This window comes from Pseudomonas sp. MF08831, assembly GCF_059862645.1.
In genome coordinates, this window is sequence record NZ_JCBCUX010000026.1 from 24,342 (window position 1) to 40,593 (window position 16,252).

At 60.4% G+C, this 16,252-nt stretch carries 11 protein-coding genes and 1 other RNA gene; 4 read left to right on the top strand and 8 right to left on the bottom strand.

Annotated elements, in window-relative coordinates; genetic code table 11:
- Positions 1-139 precede the first annotated feature (139 nt).
- Positions 140-493: RNase P RNA component class A (gene rnpB / locus AC19YS_RS31530), an RNA gene on the bottom strand.
- A gap of 96 nt (positions 494-589) precedes the next feature.
- A complete protein-coding gene (gene rsmI, locus AC19YS_RS31535) occupies positions 590-1,495 on the bottom strand; it encodes a 16S rRNA (cytidine(1402)-2'-O)-methyltransferase (RefSeq protein WP_164487909.1) in 906 nt (301 codons plus the stop codon).
- Positions 1,496-1,660: 165 nt separating this feature from the next.
- Between rsmI and AC19YS_RS31540 the strand changes: the two genes are divergently transcribed.
- The 4 genes from AC19YS_RS31540 (at position 1,661) to AC19YS_RS31555 (ending at position 5,107) form a co-directional block, all read left to right on the top strand.
- The gene (locus AC19YS_RS31540; protein WP_500603506.1) at positions 1,661-3,472 is read left to right on the top strand and encodes a penicillin-binding protein activator; all 1,812 of its coding nucleotides are present in this window, start codon (positions 1,661-1,663) and stop codon (positions 3,470-3,472) included.
- Positions 3,472-3,843: a YraN family protein gene (locus AC19YS_RS31545; protein ID WP_106579571.1), complete on the top strand. Its 372-nt coding sequence runs from the start codon at positions 3,472-3,474 to the stop codon at positions 3,841-3,843. Before AC19YS_RS31540 ends, AC19YS_RS31545 begins: the two co-directional genes overlap by 1 nt.
- 92 nt (positions 3,844-3,935) lie before the next feature.
- Complete coding sequence (locus AC19YS_RS31550; RefSeq protein ID WP_003216190.1) at positions 3,936-4,529, top strand: phosphoheptose isomerase; 594 nt, start codon at positions 3,936-3,938, stop codon at positions 4,527-4,529.
- Positions 4,526-5,107: a BON domain-containing protein gene (locus AC19YS_RS31555; protein ID WP_106579572.1), complete on the top strand. Its 582-nt coding sequence runs from the start codon at positions 4,526-4,528 to the stop codon at positions 5,105-5,107. The genes AC19YS_RS31550 and AC19YS_RS31555 overlap by 4 nt, the downstream gene beginning before the upstream one ends.
- Before the next feature lie 68 nt (positions 5,108-5,175).
- Here the strand turns inward: AC19YS_RS31555 and AC19YS_RS31560 are convergent, their stop codons facing one another.
- The 6 genes from AC19YS_RS31560 to AC19YS_RS31585 form a co-directional block, all read right to left on the bottom strand.
- The gene (locus AC19YS_RS31560; protein ID WP_106579573.1) at positions 5,176-5,958 is read right to left on the bottom strand and encodes a YiaD family glycine zipper/OmpA-like lipoprotein; all 783 of its coding nucleotides are present in this window, start codon (positions 5,956-5,958) and stop codon (positions 5,176-5,178) included.
- A 222-nt stretch (positions 5,959-6,180) separates the two neighbouring features.
- Positions 6,181-6,822: an MBL fold metallo-hydrolase gene (locus AC19YS_RS31565; RefSeq protein WP_106579585.1), complete on the bottom strand. Its 642-nt coding sequence runs from the start codon at positions 6,820-6,822 to the stop codon at positions 6,181-6,183.
- 55 nt (positions 6,823-6,877) lie between these two features.
- Entirely contained in the window at positions 6,878-9,607 is a 2,730-nt protein-coding gene (locus tag AC19YS_RS31570) for a winged helix-turn-helix domain-containing protein (RefSeq protein WP_119735344.1), read from the bottom strand.
- A gap of 285 nt (positions 9,608-9,892) precedes the next feature.
- Entirely contained in the window at positions 9,893-11,257 is a 1,365-nt protein-coding gene (locus tag AC19YS_RS31575; protein ID WP_106579575.1) for a DUF1329 domain-containing protein, read from the bottom strand.
- 43 nt (positions 11,258-11,300) lie between these two features.
- Positions 11,301-13,160 carry a DUF1302 domain-containing protein gene (locus AC19YS_RS31580; RefSeq protein ID WP_106579576.1) on the bottom strand — a complete coding sequence of 620 codons (1,860 nt, stop codon included), beginning with the start codon at positions 13,158-13,160 and terminating at the stop codon, positions 11,301-11,303.
- A 333-nt stretch (positions 13,161-13,493) separates the two neighbouring features.
- A complete protein-coding gene (locus AC19YS_RS31585; protein ID WP_500603507.1) occupies positions 13,494-15,176 on the bottom strand; it encodes a fatty acid--CoA ligase in 1,683 nt (560 codons plus the stop codon).
- Positions 15,177-16,252: the final 1,076 nt, after the last annotated feature.

Here is a 16,252-nt window from a genome sequence, read left to right on the forward strand (position 1 = left end):
TATGGCTTAAAGTTAAAGTAATTTATTAAGAGTAAGATTTTTTTGGTATTACGAAGATGCATCTGCCAATGATTTGGCAGGGAGGGATTCTTGCGTTACTACCGGGTTTCTGCACGAGATTCGGACAGAAGGAAAAAAGGTGGAGAGTCGATCTGTAAGCCGGGTTCTGTCTTGAACAGTCATTCGTCTACGATGGCCATCACTGGACATCTTTAGCAACCTACCCGGTCCCAGCGCGGGCCACGCCTTGGGACCCTATTTGGTCTTGCTCCAAGTGGGGTTTACCTAGCCACGAACTGTTGCCAGTCGTGCGGTGCGCTCTTACCGCACCTTTTCACCCTTACCGGCACCGAAGTGCTTAGGCGGTTATTTTCTGTGGCACTTTCCGTAGGCTCACGCCTCCCAGGCATTACCTGGCACTTCGCCCTATGGAGCCCGGACTTTCCTCCCCCCCCTAATTTTCATAGAAGGCAGCGACTGTCCAATCGACTCTCCGCCGCGCAGGTTAACGGCACGGCGGGCTGAGGACAAGTATTAAAAGCGCAGCAATGCCATCACGTTCGGACGGAATGCCGGTTCGCCCCCGGAACTATTCGGCTTTCTGTTTATCCAGCGCGACCTGATACAGCACATTCTTGCGCACGCCGGTAATTTCAGCGGCTAGCGCTGCAGCACGCTTGAGGGGCATTTCCTTGAGCAGCAGATCGAGAATGCGCATGGCCTCGCTGCCCACAGCATCCTCATCCTCCGGCGCCGCCCAACCGGCCACCAGCACCACACACTCGCCACGCTGTTGATTGCTGTCGCCTTCGACGAAGGCACGCAACGCTTCCAACGGCAGGCCCTTGAGGGTTTCGAACGTCTTGGTCAGCTCACGCGCCAGCAGCGCAAGGCGCTCGCCGCCAAACACCAGTTCCATGTCTTGCAGGCATTCAAGGATGCGGTGCGGGGCTTCATAGAAGATCAACGTACGCGGTTCTTCCTTGAGTGCCTGAAGCCGCGCGCGGCGCCCAACGGTCTTGGCCGGCAGGAAGCCCTCAAAAATAAAACGATCCGACGGCAACCCGGCAGCCGATAATGCAGCAATCAGCGCGCACGCTCCCGGAACAGGCACTACATTGATACCAGCGGCTCGCGCCTGGCGGACCAAGTGGTAGCCGGGATCGGAAATCAGCGGCGTACCGGCATCGGAGATCAGCGCCACATCGTCGCCGGCCAGCAGGCGCGTGATAAAACGGCTGCCTTCTTCGCGTTCGTTATGTTCGTGGCAGGCGGCCAAGGGCGTGCTGATACCAAAATGCTGCATCAACCGCTGGGAATGCCGTGTGTCTTCCGCCGCGATCAATTTTACGTCGCGCAACACTTTCAGCGCCCGGGCACTGATGTCGTCCAGGTTGCCAATGGGCGTCGCCACGACAAAAAGCGAGCCTGCAGTGGAATTCAAAGGACCTGGAGCAGTCAAAACGCACACCTCGATGGTTGGGAAAAGTCGCATTGTAGCGCGTAGGCGCCTCGATAATATGCCCTCAAGGTCGGCCTTCGATGGCTGTTGGCAGCATTTGCACGACCTAAATCGACGGTTTCACGCCAGTAACATCGCGCCTGGGCCAGTGCTTGGGTACAATTCCACGCTAATTTGATCGGTATCAGGAACACTTACATGATCGCTTGCCTGCGGCTGCTCTCCGCCCTCTGCCTCGCTGCCTTATTGGCTGCCTGCGCCAGCTCGCCCTCGTCCAGCCTTGGCGACCTCCCCCGGACCCCGGATGCCAGTATCGAGCAACTGCTCGAACAGGCTACCTCCGCCAACACGCCAGAAAAGGCCGCGATGCTGCGCCTGAGTGCGGCTGACCTGGCCTACCACCAGAACAACCCTGGGCGTTCATCGCAGATTCTCGCGCAGGTGCCCCTGGATGTCCTGAAGCCGGCCGCGCAAGTGTTTGCCAGCACCCTGGCCGCCGAACTGGCCATGGCGCGCAATCAACCCAAGGCTGCATTGGCAGCCCTGAACCATCCCAGCCTGCAGAGCCTGAAGGAGCTGCCGACCGATCAGCAGATCCGCACCGGCACCGTGCATGCCCGCGCCTATGAGGCCGATGGGCAGACCCTGGCCGCCGCGCGTGAGCGTGTCGCCATGGCTGCGCTGCTGACGGGCGACGCTGCCAACAGCAACCACGAAGCCATCTGGGCGCTGATTGCCGCGCTGCCGGCTGACCAGTTGCAAGCCAGCGGTAACCCGACGCTTGATGGCTGGATCAGCCTGGCCAAAGCCGTCAAAGGCGCCGGCACCCTGGAGCAACAACAAGCCGCGATCGACACATGGCGCGCGCAGAACCCTGGGCACCCGGCCGCAGTGCAACTGCCGACGCCGCTGACCAAGCTCAAGGAACTGGCCAGCCAGCCGCTGAACAAGATCGCCCTGCTACTGCCGCAGGACGGTCCGCTGGCTGCGGTCGGCAAGGCGCTGCGCGAAGGCTTCATGGCGGCTCACTACCAGGCCGAACAAGCCGGGCAGAAACCGCCGGTCATCGAGTTCTATGACAGCTCGCGCCTGACCTCCCTCGACGAGTTCTATGCCAAGGCCCAGGCAGCCGGCGTACAACTGGTCGTCGGCCCGCTGGAAAAACCGCTGGTCAAACAACTCGCAGCTCGCCCGCAACTGCCGATCACGACGCTGGCGCTGAACTACAGTGAATTGAATGAAAACCCGCCACAGCTGTTCCAGTTCGGCCTGGCCGCTGAAGACGAAGCCCGCGAAGTCTCGCGCCGTGCCCGCGCCGACGGCTTGCACCGCGCCGCCGCCATGGTGCCGCGTGGCGAATGGGGTGAGCGTGTCTACAAAGCCTTCCGCCAGGATTGGGAAGCCAATGGCGGCACCGTCGTCGGCGTCGAGTACGTTGACCAGCCGGTCGCCCTCGCCCAGCAGATTGCCGACCTGTTCCAGCTGCGCAAAAGCGAAGGTCGCGCCAAGAGCCTGCAAAGCGCCGTTGGCACTGACGTAGCGGCGCAACCGTCGCGCCGCCAGGACATCGAGTTCATCTTCCTGGCTGTGACGCCGCAATTAGCTCAGCAGATCAAGCCGACCCTGAACTTCCAGTACGCCGGCGACGTGCCTGTGTATGCGACGTCCCATGTGTTCAGCGCCAGCGGCGACAAAAACCAGTACCTGGACATGACCAACGTCATGTTCTGCGAAACCCCTTGGCTGCTCAACACCACCGACCCGCTGCGCAACCAGGTTGCCGCGCAATGGCCACAAGCCAATGGCAGCCTGGGCCGCCTGTACGCGATGGGCGCCGACGCCTACCGCCTGGCACCGCGCCTGGGTCAACTCAAGGCGCTGCCGGATACGCGCGTCGACGGCCTCTCGGGCAGCCTGGGCATCAGCGCCAACCAGCGTGTCGACCGCCAGATGCCGTGGGCGAAATTCGTTGGTGGCGACATCCAGCGCCTGCCGGACACCTCGCGCTGATGCCCGAGCGGTCCAGCGCACAAAGCGGCAAGGATGCCGAACTTCAAGCCCTCCAATATCTGCAACAACAGGGTCTGCGCCTTCTGGCGCAGAACTGGTTGTGTAAACGCGGTGAGCTTGATCTGGTCATGCTTGACGGCGATACAGTAGTATTCGTCGAAGTCCGCTACAGAAAACACGCACAATGGGGTGGCGCGCTCGCCAGTATCGACGGGCGCAAGCGTCAGAAGCTGATACTCGCCGCGCAGTTTTTCCTGCAAAAAGAGCATCGCTGGGCTGACTCCCCCTGCCGTTTCGATGTGGTTGCCATAGAAAGCACACCGTCTGGCCCCGCTGATCTGAATTGGCTTAAAGATGCCTTCGACAGCTGATTCACCGGACATCTTCACCACACACTTTTGCTCTTTGCTTTGCGGGCTGCACATTCCTGTGCCAAACAGCCGCGCTACTTAAGGTCACACAGATGGACATGCAATCCCGAATTCGCCAGCTTTTCCAGGCCAGCATCGACACCAAGCAACAGGCGATGGACGTACTTGCACCGCACATCGAGCAAGCCAGTCAGGTCATGGTCAATGCCTTGCTCAACGAGGGCAAAATGCTATCGTGCGGCAACGGCGGTTCGGCCGGTGATGCCCAGCACTTTTCCTCCGAGCTGCTCAACCGCTTCGAGCGCGAGCGCCCGAGCCTGCCGGCCATTGCCTTGACCACCGACACGTCGACGATCACCTCGATCGCCAACGACTACAGCTACAACGAAATCTTCTCCAAACAGATTCGCGCCCTGGGCCAACCCGGCGACGTGCTGCTGGCGATCTCCACCAGCGGCAACTCGGCGAACATTATTCAAGCGATCCAGGCCGCACATGATCGCGAAATGATTGTCGTAGCATTGACCGGTCGTGACGGCGGCGGCATGGCCTCGCTGCTGTTGCCGGAGGACGTTGAAATCCGCGTACCGGCCAATGTCACTGCACGCATTCAAGAAGTCCACCTGCTGGCGATCCACTGCCTGTGCGATCTGATCGACAGCCAACTGTTCGGGAGTGAAGAATGACCGTTAACCGCCTCAGCCTTTTGGCCATTACGCTGTGCCTTGCCATCAGCGGCTGCAGCACGGCAATCACCGCGACACGTGACACACCGATTCAGGATGACCGGGGCACACGTACTTTCGGCAGCACAATCGACGACTCGCTCATCGAAACCAAGGTCAAGGTCAACGTCGCCAAGGCCGCTACAGACTTGGGCAATGGTGCCTCACGCATTGTGGTGACCAGCTTCAACGGCGTGGTACTGCTGGCCGGCCAGACGCCGCGTGCGGAGCTCAAGGCCCAGGCAGAACAAGCCGCCTCGTCGGTCCAGCGGGTCAAGAAGGTCCACAATGAACTGCAGGTCATGGACCCTATTACGCTGCTGGCCATCAGTAACGATGCGTTGCTGACCACCAAAATCAAGGCGCAGATGCTTACCGACAGCGCCGTGCCGGGCTCGCGCATCAAAGTCGTCACCGATAACGGCATCGTTTACCTGATGGGCCTGCTGACCCAGGCGGAAGCCACCCGCGCGTCCAACCTGGTTCAGGGTGTGTCCGGCGTACAGAAGATCGTAAAAGTGTTCGAATACATCGACTGATGTCATTCGCAGCCACAAAAAAGGGCGCCGTGCATTGACTGCACGGCGCCCTTTTTTGCGGCCCGCGTTTATTGGTACTGCTGGTACGGGTTGCCCTGGAACTGGTTGTTCTGCTGTGGCGCCTGTTGCTGTTGTTGCTGCTGACCTGGTTGGCCGTATTGCTGACCTGGGATCGGGCCGAGGTTGACCTCTACGCGACGGTTTTGCGCACGGCCATTCACGTCGGCGTTGCTGGCAATCGGATTATCCGGGCCGGCACCACGCGCACTCAGGTTGGTCGGGCTCACGCCCTGCGACGTCAGGTAGTTGGCCACGCTCTGTGCACGACGCTGGGACAGGTCCATGTTCAACTGGCGGCTGCCGGTACTGTCGGTGTAGCCGACAATCTGGATGGTGTTCTGGTTGAACTGCTTCAGCGAGTTCGCCAGGTTGTTCAGTGGCGTATAGAAGCTGCTGGCAATCGCGTCCGAGTTGGTGGCAAAGGTAATGTTACCCGGCATGATCAACTTGATCTGGTCGCCCTGGCGCTGCACTTCAACACCGGTGTTGGCCATGCTTTCACGCAGTTTCTTTTCCTGCTGGTCGGCGTAGTAGCCGTAACCGGCGGCGCCGATACCGGCGATAGCACCACCGATCAGTGCACCCTTGCCACGGTTGTTATGGTCGATGGCTGCACCGGCCAATGCGCCAGCCAGCGCACCCAGGCCGCCATACTTGGCGGTTTTGCTGATACCGCCTTGCGAACCATCATTTGCCTGCCCCTGGCTGCCGTCATAAGGATTGGGCGAGGCGCAGCCGGACAACAGGGCTACGGCGGTGGCAACAACAAGAAGACGACGTGGAGTAAACATGAAGGGAGCTCCTACTTTTGCATTCTGTGGTGCAAAGGACATTGGCAATGGACCTGTGCCGGGTTTTGAACGCGACAAACGGTAAAAATTCCGTGGCCATCGCCCCTGCTGTGACAAAGGCTGGCCAGCATCACCGCTAAGGAAACCGTAGCAGACCCAGGCTGAACGCAAGCTGCGACGACGATTCTTTGTATAGAACAGCCTCACACCCTTGGTTATTCCCTACGCCCGCACAAACGGATTCTCACGCATCTCATCGCCCAACCGGGTGTCCGGCCCGTGCCCGGTAACCACCGTCGCGCCCTCATCCAGGGTGTACAAACGCTGCTTGATCGAACGCACAATGGTCGCCTGGTCCCCGCCCCACAGGTCGGTCCGCCCTACGCCGCGCTTGAACAACGTGTCGCCGGCAATCAACAACTTGGCATCGGCAAACCAGAAGCTCATCGAACCTGGCGTATGCCCTGGCGTGTGCAAGGCCACGCCGCAACCACAGGCCAACGCCTCATCATCTTCCAACCAGCGATCCGGCGACGGCACCGGCGTATAAGGCACGCGAAACATCTGGCACTGCATTTCCAGGTTATCCCACAGGAATTTATCGTCCTTGTGCAGATGCAAAGTGGCGCCGGTTTTCTCTTTCAATTGGCCGGAAGCCAGGAAGTGATCGAGGTGCGCATGGGTATGGATGATGCTCACTACCTTGAGGCCCAACGCCTCCAGGCGAGCCAGGATCAGCTCGTGATTGCCGCCGGGGTCGACCACGATGGCTTTTTTGGTGATCGGGTCACCGATGATGGTGCAGTTGCACTGCAACGGGCCGACGGGGAAGGTTTCGCGAATCAGGGCTGGTAGCTGAGACATCAGAGCGAACTCGATCATTTGTAAGTCAGCGATTTTGGCACAAATGCGTTGCTGCCTACCCCAACAACCCCATCTCCTGCGCCCGCGCTACCGCCTGGGTTCGGCGCTCCACGCCCAGCTTGCTGTTGATATGGCTGGCGTGGGTTTTCACCGTGTGCAGGGAGATAAACAACTGGTTGCTGATCTCCTGGTTTGAGCAACCTTGGGCGATCAGTTGCAGCACTGCCAGCTCGCGGGTGCTGAGGGTTTCGTGCGTGGGCAGGGCCTCGGCGGCGGCAACCACCGGCAGCAGCGCCAACAGGCTTTGGTTCAACAACGCATGCGGGGTCTTGCCGAGTTGTTCGCGCATCCAGTCAGGGTAACGTTCCAACAGCCGCTGGAACGGTTGCAGTGCGCCACCAACGCCCGCCTCGAGCGCCTGGGCCACGATCGGCCGCGCCTTGGCTTCCTGGCCGCACTCCAGCAATACATGCGCCTGCTGGGTCAGGGCCATCAGGGCAATCATCTGGCGCCCGCTGTTATGCGCCTGCTGCGCCAGCTCTTCGAGGCGCTGCAGGGCCGCAGCCGGTTGATGGCGGATCGCATCGAGTGCGGCTTGCTGCAGCCCGATGTGTTGCGCCAGGTGCGGATGAAACTCCGGTGCGGCGGCGGCGTGCTCACCGTTATAGGTCTGCCCCAGACGGGTCAGCCAGGCGTCGGCGAGGTCGGTGCGGCCTTGGGCCAGCCATAATTCGCATTTGATCAGGGTGATCATCGCCAGGTAATAGATCGGCGGCACGTCCCAGATATGCATCAAGCGCTCGGCTTCGGCAAGTTCGGCGAAGGCCTTGGCGAAATCACCGCGCCGCCCTTCGAAATTGGCGATCACACAATGCCCGATGAGCACGCTGATATCGCGGCAGGCGCGCGCTTCGCTCAGGCCGGCACGCAAGCGAGCAAGGCCAGCGTCAGACTGATAACGCACCAGCAGCAGATAACCTTCGTACAGCGATAGCCGCGCGCGTACGGCGTACAGCCGTTGAGGCGCAAGGCCCTGCAGGCGTTGCAGCCCCTGGCGCACTTCGTCCAGAGAACGCAGAATTTCGCCGCGCGCCTGCAACACGCGCGCGCGGTCGTAATGGGCCAGGGCCTCGAACAGCGGGTTGCCGACGCGCTGCGCCAGCTCCAGGGATTCGCGATTCAGGCCACGCGCGCGCCACAGGTCGGCATCGACAATGGCCAGGTTGGACAGGGTCGACAGGCACATCAGGCGCTGGCCATAGCGTTTGTGCGGCAGGCTTTCCAACGCCTCGCTGCAATAACGCTGGGTCAATTCACGATCACCTCGCCCGCGGGCGATGATCCCGCTCAGCGCCAGCCATTGGGCCAGCATCGACTTTTGCGCAGTGGCCGACGGCGCCGGCAGGAAGCGACTGAGGTAGCCTGACAATTCTTCTGCCGCATCCAACTGGCACGCCAACCCCAGCGCCCAACTGTAGAGCACGATCAAGCGCGGCGTGCTGATCAGCAGGCTGTCGGGCAAGTCCATCTTCCAGCGCAGCAGCATGCCCACATTCTGCTCGGCCAGCAGTTGCTCCTCTGAGAGGTTCTGCACCAGGTTTGCCGCCACATCGAGGTGGCCGGCGCGCAATGCCTGCTCTACGGCTTCGTCGATAAAACCCTGGGCGTTGAACCAACGACAGGCCCGCAAGTGCAGGCTGGCAATCGGCAAGGTGGCATTGCTCACGCGGCGCGTGCGCAGCAAATCGGAAAACAAATGGTGGTAACGGTACCAGTGGCCCTGTTCGTCCAGCGGCACCAGAAACACCTGATGGGCCTGCAGATAGCGCAGGATTTCCGCGCTGTCGTGGGCCTCGCGCACGGCGTCGCACAGTTCGCTGCAGAAACGATCCTGAGGCGCCGTGTCGTACAGGAACGCCTGCACTTCAACCGGCAGGCAGTCGATGACCTCTTCGAGCAGGTAATCACGAATCAGCCCTTCGCCACCGTGCAAGCTGTGCGGCAACGCGCTTTCATTGCCCGCTTCGGCGATTGCCAGCAGCCAGAAACGCAGGCCGGCGACCCACCCTTCACTGCGCCGGATCAAGTTGTCCAGCGCCTCGCCGCGCAACGAACTGCTGTGCCGATCCAGCACGGCCAGCGATTCGTCGTGGGTCAGGCGCAGGTCCTGTTCGTGCAGCTCCAGCAGGTGCCGGGACAGCCGCAGGCGCGCCAGGTGCCAGTCGGGACGTTGGCGACTGGTGACCATGACCACCAGCCCATCGGGTAAATGATTGAGGAAAAACTGCAGGCAACGATCCAGCACCGGGCCCTGAGCCAGATGGTAGTCATCCAGCACCAGCAACAAGGGCGCGCGCGTGGACAAGTGCAACGTCAGCTCATCGAGCAGGCCGTCGAGCCATTCTTCAAAGGCAAAGGGTTGGTGACGCTGGCGCATCTTCAGCAGGCCCAGGGATTGGGCGCCGAGTTGCGGGAAATACTGTTGCAAACCGTCGAGCAGGCGCTCGAGGAAACGGCCCGGGTCGTTATCGCGTGGGCTCAGGCCCAGCCACAGGCTTTGCCAATGCGCCGGCAAACTCTGGCAGAACTCCACCGCCAGCGAACTCTTGCCGAACCCCGCCGGAGCGCTGACCAGTAGCAATCGCCCCTCCAGGCCAGCACTCAGCCGTTCGCACAGGCGCGGGCGTAGCACATAGCCGTCAGGCAGAGGTGGCCTGTAGAAGCGCGCTTCCAGGGTCGGAATTACTGCGCTTGCAGGCCCTTGGATTCGGGACAGATCAGTCATCGCCGGGCTCTTGTAGAAGGCTGTTGTCGGCATTGCAGATGTCCGCAGACTAGCGGTAAAAGCGGCAGGGTTGTAGATCTTTGCAACATTTACCTGAAAAAGAACTACGACAAAAAATGTGGGAGCTGCCTTGCGCAAGGCTGGCTTGTGTGGGAGCTGGCTTGCCTGCGATAGCATCAACTTGGTGTAACTGATACACCGAGGCGCCTGCATCGCGGGCAAGCCCGACTCCCACACAAGCCAGCCTTGCGCAAGCCAGCTCCCACATTGTCGAGTGAGTGTTGCTTAGCGCACGCCATCCTGGCGCAGGGCCGCCGGGGTGAAGTCGCTGGTGGTGGCGGTAAAGCCGAAGTCATACGCCTGCTTCTCTTCGTTCTTCATGCCCAGGGCCAGGTAACGGCCGGACTGCAGGTCGTAGAGGGTTTCGAGGGCATACCACGGCACTTGTTTGTCGTAGTAGTTCTCAGCGTGAGCTTCAGCCACGCGCCACAATTGGCCACGGCCATCGTAGTGGTCGATCACAGCGGCTTGCCAGGTGTCTTCGTCGATGAAGAAGTCACGCTTGGCGTAGATGTGGCGCTGGCCTTCCTTCAAGGTTGCGACCACGTGCCAGACGCGACGCAGCTCATAACGTGCCAGGTCCTGGTTGATGTGGCCGGCCTTGATGATGTCGACATACTTGAGCTTCGGATCGTCGATCTTGTAGCTGTTGGAGGCGATGTAGATTTCTTTCTTGCCTTCCAGTTTCCAGTCGTAGCGGTCCGGTGCGCCGTTGTACATGTCGAGGTTGTCGGAGGTACGCAGGCCATCGGCGGCGGTGCCCGGCCCGTCATAGGACACTTGCGGCGCCCGGCGAACACGGCGTTGGCCGGCGTTATAGACCCACGCCGAACGCGGCTCCTTCACCTGGTCGAGGGTTTCGTGCACCAACAGCACACCACCGGCCAGACGTGCCGGCGCGGTCACTTGCTGCTTGAAGTAGAACAGCACGTTGCCCGGGTTTTTCGGGTCGTAGTCCTTCATCTTGTCGCGGAACACAAACTGATCGCGAAAGTACACCAGGCTGAACGAGCCGTTGGTTTGCGGCGTGGCCTGGGTGACCAGACGCGTCACGCTGCCGCCGCGATAGCGGGTGATGTGGTTCCAGATCACTTCCACGCCGCTTTTGGGGATCGGAAACGGAACCGCGGTTTCGAAATTTTCCAGGCCGTTGCCGCCAGACACGAGGTTGGTATTGGTGGCGTTCTTCTTGATGGCAGCGAACACATCAGCCGGCACGGTGGCGCCGCGATGGGTCGGGTAGACCGGCATCTTGAAGGTGTCCGGGTAACGCTTGAACATCGCGTACTGCCCCGGCGCCAGCTTGTCTTTGTACTGCTCGACGTTCTGCGCGGTGATCGTGAATTGCGGCTGCTCGCTGGCATAGGGGTTGGCGAGGAAACCACGGGCATCCACGGCGCCGGCATTGGTGGGCAGCGGCGACCATTTGGGGATGGTGCCGGCCGCGTTACCGGCCATCTCTGCGCCCATCGGGGTCAGGGTCGTGCCCAGCTTGGCGGCTTCATCGGCCGAGACTGCCGCCATGACGCTACCCGCCATGATCGACAGCCCAAGCACACCCACGTGCAACAGACTTTTAGTTATTTTCATGTTCTGGCTCTTCCTGAAATGCATGCATCTGAAAAAGAAAGTCTTAGAAGTTCACGCCGGCGCTCAAGGCGATAAAGTCGCGATCATCCACCGTGGTGAACCGGCCACCAAAGAAGTTGGTGTAGTTCAGGCCGACGGTGTAGGTGTTCTGGTACTCGGCATCGACGCCCAGGCTGACGGCCTTGCGACCTTCTTCAAAGTTGCCGCCAGGGCCTGGCGAATAACCTTTGACGTCATGGGACCAGGCCACGTTGGGCTTGAGGTTCACACCGGCAAACACATCCGGGTATTCCCAGATCGCCCGGGCGCGATAACCCCAGGACGTCGCGGTGGTGTAGCCGTCGTTGTTGCAGTTGGTGTTCAGGCCGGATGCATTCGGCAGGCCCGCCCCCTGAGCGGTCGAATTGTTCAGCGCGTTGCAGAAACCACCCGGCAGCGTGCCAGGGCCGAACACCGGATCGCGGCCATAACGCGCAGTGTTTTTGCTTTCCAACCCGCCCACATGGGTCACGCCGATTTCGCCCACGGTGGTCAGGCGGGTCGCGCCCATCACCTGGTCAAAGAAGTGCGTGAAGGTGGTCTGGAACTGGGTCACTTCCTTGCGGTTGTAGCCGTGCAGATCCTGGCCCGGCGTGCCCTTGAGCACCGATGCATTTTCATAGCCCCGAATCGGCGTAACGCCCGCATACAGAATATCGGTGGTGCTCAGTTGTACCGGCGCGTTTGGCCGGTAGCTCAATTCACCACTCCAGGCGGTGCCGGTAGGCAGCGTGGTGGAGAAGCTCAGGCCATAGAGGCGGATATCTTCCGGGTACTCGACAAAGTACTGGGAACTGCCGGCCACGATCAACGGACGCAAAGCCGCCAGTTGCCCCAGTGGACGGGTGTAGGCCGAGTTGGGCGCACCTGTCGCGCTGAAGATCGGCGCACGGCTGTGGTAGTTCATGAAATACGCGCCGAACTCGGTGTCCAGCGGTTCAAAGTTGTAGTGCATGGCCACGCCGAACTGGCCGCTGTCACGCGCATCGCGGTCACCGCCACGTTTTACCAGCACGCCCTCATTGTTAACGTCCACACCCAGAGCATTCAATGTCGGCAAGGCCGCGCCAGGGATGGTGGAACGCTTGTTCAAGACCCGCAGGTTATTGCTGCAACCGTCGGCAATCACGTCTGGCTGGGAGAAGAACGTGCCGCAGTTATCCACAACGGTCTGGTCCCACTCCAACTGGTAGAACGCCTCTGCGGAGAGGTTGTCGGTGAGGGTCTGGGACACGTAGAACATGTTGACCGGAATCAAGCCTTCCTTGATCTCGGCGCCCGGACGGCGGAATGCAGACACGTCGATCGGGTTGATCGAGTTGATACCGCCACCAATGAACGTACTTTCGCCCCAGCTCACTACCTGCTTGCCGAAGCGCACGCTGCCTGGCTCATCGGCAACGGTGTAGTTGTGATAAATGAACGCATCGAGGATCTGCCCGCCAGAGGACTTGGCGCCCTCTTTGCGGTTGTTGTTGCTGACGTTCTTGAAGTCCAGGTCTTCGTTTTGCAGCGCGAAGTCATACCAGTATTTGCCACGCACAAAAATGCCGGTGTCGCCGTATTTCAATTCAAGGTCATGGATACCCTTGAAGATCTTCGAGAAGGAATCACCCTTGTTGAAGTTCAGGTGGCCGTCATCGGAGGTTTGCGAAAGCCCCTTGCCGCCGTTGTTGACGCCAATCAGGTCTTTATTGCGACCCGCAGTCGACCAGCTCGCCCCCACCGACAGGGAGGAGTCAAAACTACCTTCGATTTCACCGATGTTGAAACTGACGCCGAATGCGGGCCCGGCGAGCGTAGAAGCGAGACTGACGGCCAGGGGCAGTCTTGCCCGGCGCCAGAACTGGTTTACTGAGGTCATCGACGCTACTCCATGTGCATTATTGTTATGGCAGTGAGTTCTTTCTTCTGGATGCATGTACCGGCCGGAATACAACGATTCCAATGCCGAACGGCAACCGAGCCCCCATGGCCCGAAGCGCAACATCCTTGAAAAACTCTGAGATGGACTATAGCCAGCAGGGGGTACCGCTTGATCCCTCTAAAGTGTGATTTGCATCACCAACCCGTCTGCCACAGTCCTTTCGCCACGCCGACGAAGGCCGGCGCGGCAAGGATGGCTGAAAATTGGCAAATCACAAGTGAAGGCTTGAGATAGAGCATTGCCGCGCCCGATCGGGCGCGGCGAGAGGCATCAGAGGGTGGACAGGAACGTGCTGTTATTGGCCTGCCATTCAATGATGTCGATACGGATACGTTTTTTGTCGAGCTTGCCGACACTGGTCTTGGGAATTTCAGTAACAACGGCAATCTGACTTGGAATCGCCCACTTGCTCAAATGGCCCAGTTCGACAAAAGGCTTGAGGTGTTCCTTGAGCTCGCGAGCACCTATCACTTGGCCATCATGCACCACCAGCAACGCAAACGGGCGCTCGCCCCACTGCGGGTCGGCGATGCCCACCACCGCTACTTCGCGTACCGCCGGGTGACGGCTGACCAGATCTTCGAGGGCCAGGGAGGAGATCCACTCGCCGCCGGTCTTGATCACATCCTTGATGCGGTCGCGAATGTCGATCACGGCAAATGCGTCCAGCGTGGCCACGTCGCCGGTGTGCATCCAGCCGCCCTCCCACAGCTCGGCGCCCTTTCGCGGCTCGTTGTAATAGCCCTCGGTCAGCCACGGTGCGCGCAGCACCAGCTCACCCTGGGACTCGCCGTCAGCGGGCAGGAAGTTGCCTTCGCTGTCGACAATCGCCGCTTCCACCAACGGCCCGGGCACGCCGGCCTTGATGCGGTAGGTGGTGCGCTCGTCCTCGTTGCCGGCCATCAGTTCTTCGTTGAGGTGGGCACACGACACCAACGGCCCGGTCTCGGACATGCCGTACGCGGCAGTCAGTTGAATACCGCGCGCCTTGGCGGCTTCATACAGCGTGCGATTGAGTGCGCTGCCGCCGATGACGATTTTCCAGCCGCCAAAATCCACGCCTTGCGCCGCCTTGGCGTTGAGCACCATTTGCAGGATGGTCGGCACGCAGTGGGAGAAAGTGACCTTTTCCTTGCGCCACAACTCCACCAGGTATTCCGGGTCGTAGCGGCCCGGATAGACCTGCTTCAAACCGAGCATGGTTGCCACGTACGGCAGGCCCCAGGCGTGCACGTGGAACATCGGCGTGATCGGCATGTACACGTCGTTGGTGCCCAGCAGGCGCACGCTGTCGACGCTGCCCATGATCGTCGCAACGCCCATGGTGTGCAGCACCAGTTGGCGGTGGGTGAAGTACACGCCTTTGGGGTTGCCGGTGGTGCCGGTGGTGTAGAAGGTGGTGGCGACGGAGTTTTCGTCGAAGTCCTGAAAGTCGTACGTGGGGCTGGCGGCCGCCAGCAGGGTTTCGTACTCGCCGACCAGGTTGGGCAGCTCGGCGGTTTTTTCGTCGCCGTCGGTGAGCAGCAGCGTTTTGTCGACCGTGGTCAGGTGGCCGGCGATGGCCTGGTAAAGCCCCACGAACTCGCTGTTGACCAGCACGAAGCGGTCTTCGGCGTGGTTCATGGTGTAGAGAATCTGTTCGGGCGACAGGCGCACGTTGATGGTGTGGATTACCGCGCCGATCATCGGGATGGCGAACATGCATTCGAGGTAACGGTGACTGTCCCAGTCCATCACGGCGACGGTGTCACCGGCCTTGACCCCGGCCTCGGTCAGCACATTGGCCAGGCGCGCAACGCGCTCGATGAGGGTGGGGTAGGTGTAACGCAGTTTGTCGCGGTAGATGATTTCCCGGGTTTTTTCGTAGCGGGTCCCGGACATCAGCAGGCGTTTGATCAACAGTGGGTATTGGTAAGCGCCTTCGGCGGGTGGGATAACACGGGTCTGCAACATACGAATCCCTTATCTGACTGCACGGTGTTGGCTTGAAGACCTGCACTTTAGAGAGCTTATGTGTCAGCTAAATCAGCCAAAGGAATGATTTGCAGAGGCCGATGAATGCTAGCTTTGCGCCACCACTTAGGTGGTGTGTGAGTTCAGCGTGGGGGCCGGGATTGTTTGCGGCGAGGTGGTAGGGCTGGGACTTGGGGTGGTTGCAGGGCTGGGACCATATCCGTTATTTGGGTGATGGCGGGTATGGGTTCCGCCCTTACGGCGGGTCACTTTGGAAAAGCCCCAAAGTAACCAAAGGGCTCTTGCCCCACCACTCGGCACCTCGCTCACGCTTCGGTGTGCCCTCACTCCGGCTTGAATCCGTGGGCCGCCGTGACGGGCCATCCATGGCCCAACACGGCTAACCCGGCGTCCTGCCGGGTTACCCACGGATTCAAGCCTGCGTTCGGCCAGCGTGGTTTAACGGGGCGCCTAAGATCAAAGTCAAAAGCAGATCAAGATCAAGATCAAAAGCAGAGCACGGCGGCCTGGTAGCCGACCTGAGTGGTTAGATCAAAAGCGAAGGCGAGGCGGCCTGACAGCCGACCTGGTTCTTGAAGATGAACTCAATCAAATGTGGGAGCTGGCTTGCCTGCGATGGCATCGACTGGTTGTGCCTGACACCCCGAGTTGTCTGCATCGCAGGCAAGCCAGCTCCCACAGAAAGGCAAAAGCACTGCGGTGCTGGCAGCTGAACTCGGTCAACTTGTGGGAGCGGGCTTGCTCGCGAAGGCGGTGGGTCAGCTACACATGAGCTAACTGACACACCGCTTTCGCGAGCAAGCCCGCTCCCACATTTAGAACTCTGTGCATCAGATAGAAGTGTGTTGCTGTGCTGTTGCCCTGCTTTTGCTTCAACCACTCAGGTCGGCTTTCAGGCCGCCGTGCTCTGCTTTTGATCTGCTTTTGATCTTGATCTGACAGGCCCCGTCAACCACGCTGGCCGAACGCAGGCTTGAATCCGTGGGTAACCCGGCAGGACGCCGGGTTAGCCGCGTTGGGCCATGGATGGCCCGTCGCGGCGGCCCACGGATTCA

Coding starts and splice junctions, on each gene's coding strand:
- rsmI (WP_164487909.1), bottom strand. CDS start 1,495: ATGCGACTTTTCCCAACCATCGAGGTGTGCGTTTTGACTGCTCCAGGT.
- AC19YS_RS31540 (WP_500603506.1), top strand. CDS start 1,661: ATGATCGCTTGCCTGCGGCTGCTCTCCGCCCTCTGCCTCGCTGCCTTA.
- AC19YS_RS31545 (WP_106579571.1), top strand. CDS start 3,472: ATGCCCGAGCGGTCCAGCGCACAAAGCGGCAAGGATGCCGAACTTCAA.
- AC19YS_RS31550 (WP_003216190.1), top strand. CDS start 3,936: ATGGACATGCAATCCCGAATTCGCCAGCTTTTCCAGGCCAGCATCGAC.
- AC19YS_RS31555 (WP_106579572.1), top strand. CDS start 4,526: ATGACCGTTAACCGCCTCAGCCTTTTGGCCATTACGCTGTGCCTTGCC.
- AC19YS_RS31560 (WP_106579573.1), bottom strand. CDS start 5,958: ATGTTTACTCCACGTCGTCTTCTTGTTGTTGCCACCGCCGTAGCCCTG.
- AC19YS_RS31565 (WP_106579585.1), bottom strand. CDS start 6,822: ATGTCTCAGCTACCAGCCCTGATTCGCGAAACCTTCCCCGTCGGCCCG.
- AC19YS_RS31570 (WP_119735344.1), bottom strand. CDS start 9,607: ATGACTGATCTGTCCCGAATCCAAGGGCCTGCAAGCGCAGTAATTCCG.
- AC19YS_RS31575 (WP_106579575.1), bottom strand. CDS start 11,257: ATGAAAATAACTAAAAGTCTGTTGCACGTGGGTGTGCTTGGGCTGTCG.
- AC19YS_RS31580 (WP_106579576.1), bottom strand. CDS start 13,160: ATGACCTCAGTAAACCAGTTCTGGCGCCGGGCAAGACTGCCCCTGGCC.
- AC19YS_RS31585 (WP_500603507.1), bottom strand. CDS start 15,176: ATGTTGCAGACCCGTGTTATCCCACCCGCCGAAGGCGCTTACCAATAC.